Origin of the sequence: Streptomyces sp. 15-116A, assembly GCF_025290915.1 — a bacterium.
Lineage (GTDB): Bacteria > Actinomycetota > Actinomycetes > Streptomycetales > Streptomycetaceae > Streptomyces.
Window position 1 is genome coordinate 1 of sequence record NZ_JAOCQE010000384.1, and the last position, 4,843, is coordinate 4,843.

The following is a 4,843-nucleotide window of genomic DNA, read 5'->3' on the forward strand; positions in this document are numbered from 1 at the left end:
CGCGGTCCTCACCCGCGGCGACCACGCCCCCTTGGACGCCCTCCCGCACGGCACGCGCGCGGGGCGGCAGCCCCTGGCCTTCCGCACCTCCCGCCTGCCGGCCGCGCCCGCCGTGCTGCCCGAGGGCCTGCTCAACCGCGCCACGGTCGGCCTGTTCAACGAGCTCTGGTACCGCAAGGCCCCCCGCGCCCGCACCGGGCAGCTCCAGCGCATCTCCACGTTCTTCCACCCCCTGGACGGCGTGCCGCACTGGAACCGGGTCTACGGCCGCGGCGGCTTCGTGCAGTACCAGTTCGTGGTGGGCGAGGGGCGGGAGGAGACGCTGCGCCGGATCGTGCGGCGCCTCTCGGCCCGCCGCTGCCCGTCCTTCCTGGCCGTGCTGAAACGCTTCGGGCAGGCCGACCCGGGCTGGCTGTCGTTCCCCGTTCCCGGCTGGACCCTGGCCCTGGACATCCCGGCGTCGCTGCCGGGCCTCGGCCCCTTCCTCGACGAACTGGACGAGGAGGTCGCCTCCGCCGGGGGCCGCGTCTACCTCGCCAAGGACTCCCGGCTGCGCCCGGAGCTGCTCGCCGCCATGTACCCGCGCCTGGACGACTTCCGTGCCCTGCGCGCGGAGCTGGACCCGCGCGGGGTGTTCGTGTCCGACCTGGCCCGCCGCCTCGATCTCTAGCAACCTCTAGGAGCTGCTGCACGTGAAGGACGCCTTCGGCCTCCCCCAGTCCCTGCTCGTCCTCGGCGGTACGTCGGACATCGCGCTGGCCACCGCCCGCCGTCTGATCGCCCGCCGCACCCGCACGGTCTGGCTGGCGGCCCGCCCCTCCCCCGCCCTCGACGAGGCCGCCGACCGTCTGCGCGGCCTGGGCGCCCAGGTCCACACCCTCCCCTTCGACGCGCTCGACCCCGCCTCCCACGAGGAGACCCTGGGCAAGGTCTTCGCCGAGGGCGACATCGACATGGTGCTGCTGGCCTTCGGCACGCTCGGCGACCAGGCTCACGACGAACGCGACCCGGGGGCCGCGGTGCGCGTCGCGCAGACCAACTACACCGGCGCGGTCTCGGCGGGCCTGGTGTGCGCCGCCGCCCTCCAGAACCAGGGCCACGGCTCCCTGGTGGTCCTCTCCTCCGTCGCCGCCGAACGCGCCCGCCGCGCCAACTTCATCTACGGCTCCAGCAAGGCCGGCCTGGACACCTTCACCCAGGGCCTCGGCGACGCCCTCCACGGCACCGGCGTCCACGTCATGGTCGTCCGCCCCGGCTTCGTCCGCACCCGCATGACGGCGGGCCTTCAGGAGGCCCCCCTGGCGACGACCCCGGAGGCGGTCGCCACCGCCATCGAGCTGGGCCTGCGCCGCCGCTCGGAGACGGTGTGGGTGCCGGGGGTGCTGCGGGTGGTGATGGCGGTGCTGCGGCATCTGCCGCGAGGGGTGTTCCGGCGACTGCCGGTGTAGGGCCTGCCTCAGCGCGCCGAGACGGAGCCCCGGTCCGCGCAGCCCGCCTGCGGCGGCACGACGGACGAGCCGAACGGGAACTCGCGCAGCTTGCGCCACACCCCGTCGGCGCCCTGTTCGTACAGGGCGAAGCCGGTGCAGGGCCACTCGGCCTCGTACCCGGCGAGCTCCTCGTACGCGCGGTCCATCGCCGCGTCCTCGATGCCGTGGGCGACCGTGACGTGCGGGTGGTACGGGAACTGCAGTTCACGCGCGACGGGGCCGGAGGCGTCGCGGACCTGCTTCTGGAGCCAGGTGCACGCCTCGGCGCCCTCGACGACCTGGACGTACACGACCGGCGACAGGGGACGGAACGTGCCGGTGCCGGACAGACGCATCGGGAAGGGGCGGGCGCTCGCGGCGACCTCGCTCAGATGCGCCTCGATGGCCGGCAGGTCGGCGGCGTCGACCTCCGTCGGCGGCAGCAGGGTGACATGCGTGGGGATGCCGTGAGCCGCGGCGTCGCCGAAGCCCGCGCGCAGCTGCTGGAGCTGGCTGCCGTGAGGCTCCGGGACCGCGATCGACACGCCGATCGTTACGGTCCCCACGTCGTCTCCTGTCGTTTTGTCGGACACCCGGTTATCGACTGTACGGCCACGCCGGTCGCGCGGGCAGGCGCAACCGACGTGATGTGCGGCTCGTGAGCGCCCGGCTCAGTGCTTGGCGGGCAGGAAGCCCACCCGGTCGTACGCCTGGGAGAGGGTCTCCGCGGCGACGGCACGCGCCTTCTCCGCGCCCTTGGCCAGGATCGAGTCGAGCGTCTCGGGGTCGTCCAGGTACTGCTGGGTGCGCTCCTTGAACGGGGTCACGAACTCGACCATGACCTCGGCGAGGTCCGTCTTGAGCGCACCGTAGCCCTTGCCGGCGTACTTCTCCTCCAGTTCGGTGATACCCGCCCCGGTGAGGGTCGAATAGATCGTGAGGAGATTGCTCACACCGGGCTTGTTCTCGACGTCGTAGCGGATCACCGTGTCGGTGTCGGTCACCGCGCTCTTGACCTTCTTCGCGGTGGTCTTCGGCTCGTCGAGCAGGTTGATGAGGCCCTTCGGCGTGGACGCCGACTTGCTCATCTTGACCGTCGGGTCCTGGAGGTCGTAGATCTTCGCCGTCTCCTTGAGGATGTACGGCTTCGGGACGGTGAAGGTCGGGCCGAACCGGCCGTTGAAGCGCTCGGCGAGGTCGCGGGTGAGCTCGATGTGCTGGCGCTGGTCCTCGCCGACCGGCACCTCGTGCGCCTGGTACAGCAGGATGTCGGCGACCTGCAGGATCGGGTACGTGAACAGGCCGACGCTCGCGCGGTCGGCGCCCTGCTTGGCGGACTTGTCCTTGAACTGGGTCATGCGGCTCGCCTCGCCGAAGCCGGTGAGGCAGTTCATGACCCAGGCGAGCTGGGCGTGCTCGGGGACATGGCTCTGGACGAAGAGCGTGCAGCGCTCGGGGTCGAGACCGGCGGCCAGCAGCTGGGCGGCGGCAAGGCGGGTGTTGGCGCGCAGGTCCTTCGGGTCCTGCGGCAGCGTGATCGCGTGCAGGTCGACGACCATGTAGAACGCGTCGTGGGTCTCCTGCAGGGCCACCCACTGGCGGACGGCGCCGAGGTAGTTGCCGAGGTGGAACGAGCCTGCGGTGGGCTGGATTCCGGAGAGCACGCGGGGTCGGTCAGTCGCCATGCCCCCATTCTCTCAGGTCCCGGGAGGCGGTCCGGAACCGACCGGAAACAGGTCGGGACCGAGTGGGAACCGATTGCGGCCCGGCGGTGTAACAAGGTCGTGAGGACGCGGGAGGGGACGCGGGAGGGGGGCCGCATCGTCGATGAGGCCGCGGTGATCGCACGCGTACGCGCCGGGGAGCCGGAGGCGTACGCCGAGCTGGTGCGCGCCCATACGGGCATCGCGCTCAGGGCGGCCGCCGCGCTCGGGGCGGGGGCGGACGCGGAGGACGTCGTGCAGCAGGCGTTTGTCAAGGCGTACTGCGCGCTGGGCCGGTTCCGGGACGGCATGGCGTTCCGGCCGTGGCTGCTGTCGATCGTGGCCAACGAGACCAGGAACACCGTGCGCGCGGCGGCCCGCCGGTACACGCTCGCCGACCGCGAGGCGGCGTTCGTGGCGGCGGAGCCGGTGATACCGGAATCGGCGGATCCGGCGGTGGCGACGCTCGAGACTGAGCGCCGCGACGCGCTGGTGGCCGCCTTGGAGAAGCTGAGCGAGGAGCATCGGCTGGTCGTCACCTACCGGTACCTGCTGGAGATGGACGAGAAGGAGACCGCCCAGGCCCTGGGCTGGGCCCGGGGCACGGTGAAGTCACGGCTGAACCGTGCCCTGCGCAAGCTGGAGCGCCTGCTGCCGGACTTCCGGCCCCGGAGTCCCCGGGCGGCGAGTCCCCGGGCGGCGAGTCCCCGGGAAGGGGGTGAGGAGTGTGAGTGAGTCGTACGACGGTGAGGGCCGCGCCGGCTCTGAGGAGCGGCGAGCGGAGGCCGGCCGTGGCCCTGGGCAGCGGCGGGCGGAGGCCGCCCGGCTACGGGAGGAGCTGCGGGCCCTGGGGCGGTCGCTGGACGGGACGGATCCGGCGGCCGGGTCCGAGTCGATGGTGGAGCGGGTGCTGGAGCGGATACTGGCTGAGGGTGTGCCGGTGCCGGTGGCCGAGCCGCCGGGTGCCGGGGAGTGGGTGCGGGAGCGATGGCGGGCCGTGCGGCGCTGGGCGCGGGTGCGGTGGCGGAGGCTGGTCGCGGCGCTGTGCGGATTGCTGACGGTGCTCGCGCTGACGCCCCCGGTGCGGGCGGCGGTGTCGGACTGGTTCGGCTTCGGCGGGGTCGAGGTGCGCCACGACCCGTCGGCGGTGCCGTCTCCGGACGCCGGGGTGCCGGGCTGCGGGCGGCCGGTGTCACTGGGCGAGGCGGAACGCCGGGCCGGTTTCGCGCCGCCGGTGCCGGGTGCGCTGGGTCCTCCGGACACGGCGGCGGTGAGCGCGCTGCCGCGCGGGCGCTTCCTGATGAGCCTGTGCTGGACCGAGCAGGGGCGGACGATACGGCTGGACGCGTTCCCGGCCCGCCTGGACTTCGCCTTCGCCAAGACGGTGCGGGAGCAGCCGGAGTGGCTGTCGCTGGACGGCGACGACGACTCGTCCGAGGGCAGAACGAACACCGCCCTGTGGTTCGCGCGCCCCCATCGGCTGGGCTTCTGGCTGGTGGACCCGACCGGCCACCGCTTCACCCGCGAGGAGCGGACGGCCGGACCGACGCTGCTGTGGACCGCAGGGGGCGGGACGGGAGCCGGGGATCCGCAGGGGCTGACGCTGCGGCTGGAGGGGGTGCCGTCGAGGGCTCGGGCGCTGGAGATCGCGCGGTCGGTGGAGGGGGTGGG

At 73.2% G+C, this 4,843-nt stretch carries 6 protein-coding genes; 4 read left to right on the forward strand and 2 right to left on the reverse strand.

From position 1 onward, the window contains the following. Positions 1-670, forward strand: a 670-nt coding sequence (locus N4P33_RS32815) for a D-arabinono-1,4-lactone oxidase (RefSeq protein ID WP_313904625.1), incomplete at its 5' end; no start/stop codon positions are given. 22 nt (positions 671-692) lie between these two features. Beyond that, complete coding sequence (locus tag N4P33_RS32820; protein WP_260830583.1) at positions 693-1,448, forward strand: decaprenylphospho-beta-D-erythro-pentofuranosid-2-ulose 2-reductase; 756 nt, start codon at positions 693-695, stop codon at positions 1,446-1,448. Positions 1,449-1,456: 8 nt separating this feature from the next. On the opposite strand, the gene N4P33_RS32825 is transcribed toward N4P33_RS32820, so the two are convergent. Further along, positions 1,457-2,035 (reverse strand): 2'-5' RNA ligase family protein, encoded by a 579-nt coding sequence (locus N4P33_RS32825; RefSeq protein ID WP_260830584.1) that lies wholly within the window; start codon positions 2,033-2,035, stop codon positions 1,457-1,459. 105 nt (positions 2,036-2,140) lie between these two features. Beyond that, the gene (gene trpS, locus N4P33_RS32830) at positions 2,141-3,154 is read right to left on the reverse strand and encodes a tryptophan--tRNA ligase (RefSeq protein ID WP_260830585.1); all 1,014 of its coding nucleotides are present in this window, start codon (positions 3,152-3,154) and stop codon (positions 2,141-2,143) included. A gap of 153 nt (positions 3,155-3,307) precedes the next feature. On the opposite strand from trpS, the gene N4P33_RS32835 reads away from it, so the two are divergent. Both N4P33_RS32835 and N4P33_RS32840 read left to right on the forward strand, forming a co-directional pair. Beyond that, on the forward strand, positions 3,308-3,907 hold the full coding sequence (locus tag N4P33_RS32835; RefSeq protein ID WP_260830586.1) for an RNA polymerase sigma factor: 600 nt from the start codon (positions 3,308-3,310) through the stop codon (positions 3,905-3,907). Next, the coding region (locus N4P33_RS32840) for a hypothetical protein (protein ID WP_260830587.1) at positions 3,900-4,843 on the forward strand (944 nt) is incomplete at its 3' end. The genes N4P33_RS32835 and N4P33_RS32840, both read left to right, overlap by 8 nt.

What these genes read in the sequence shown, in the direction of transcription:
- trpS (WP_260830585.1), bottom strand. Translation starts at nt 3,154, where the DNA reads ATGGCGACTGACCGACCCCGCGTGCTCTCCGGAATCCAGCCCACCGCA.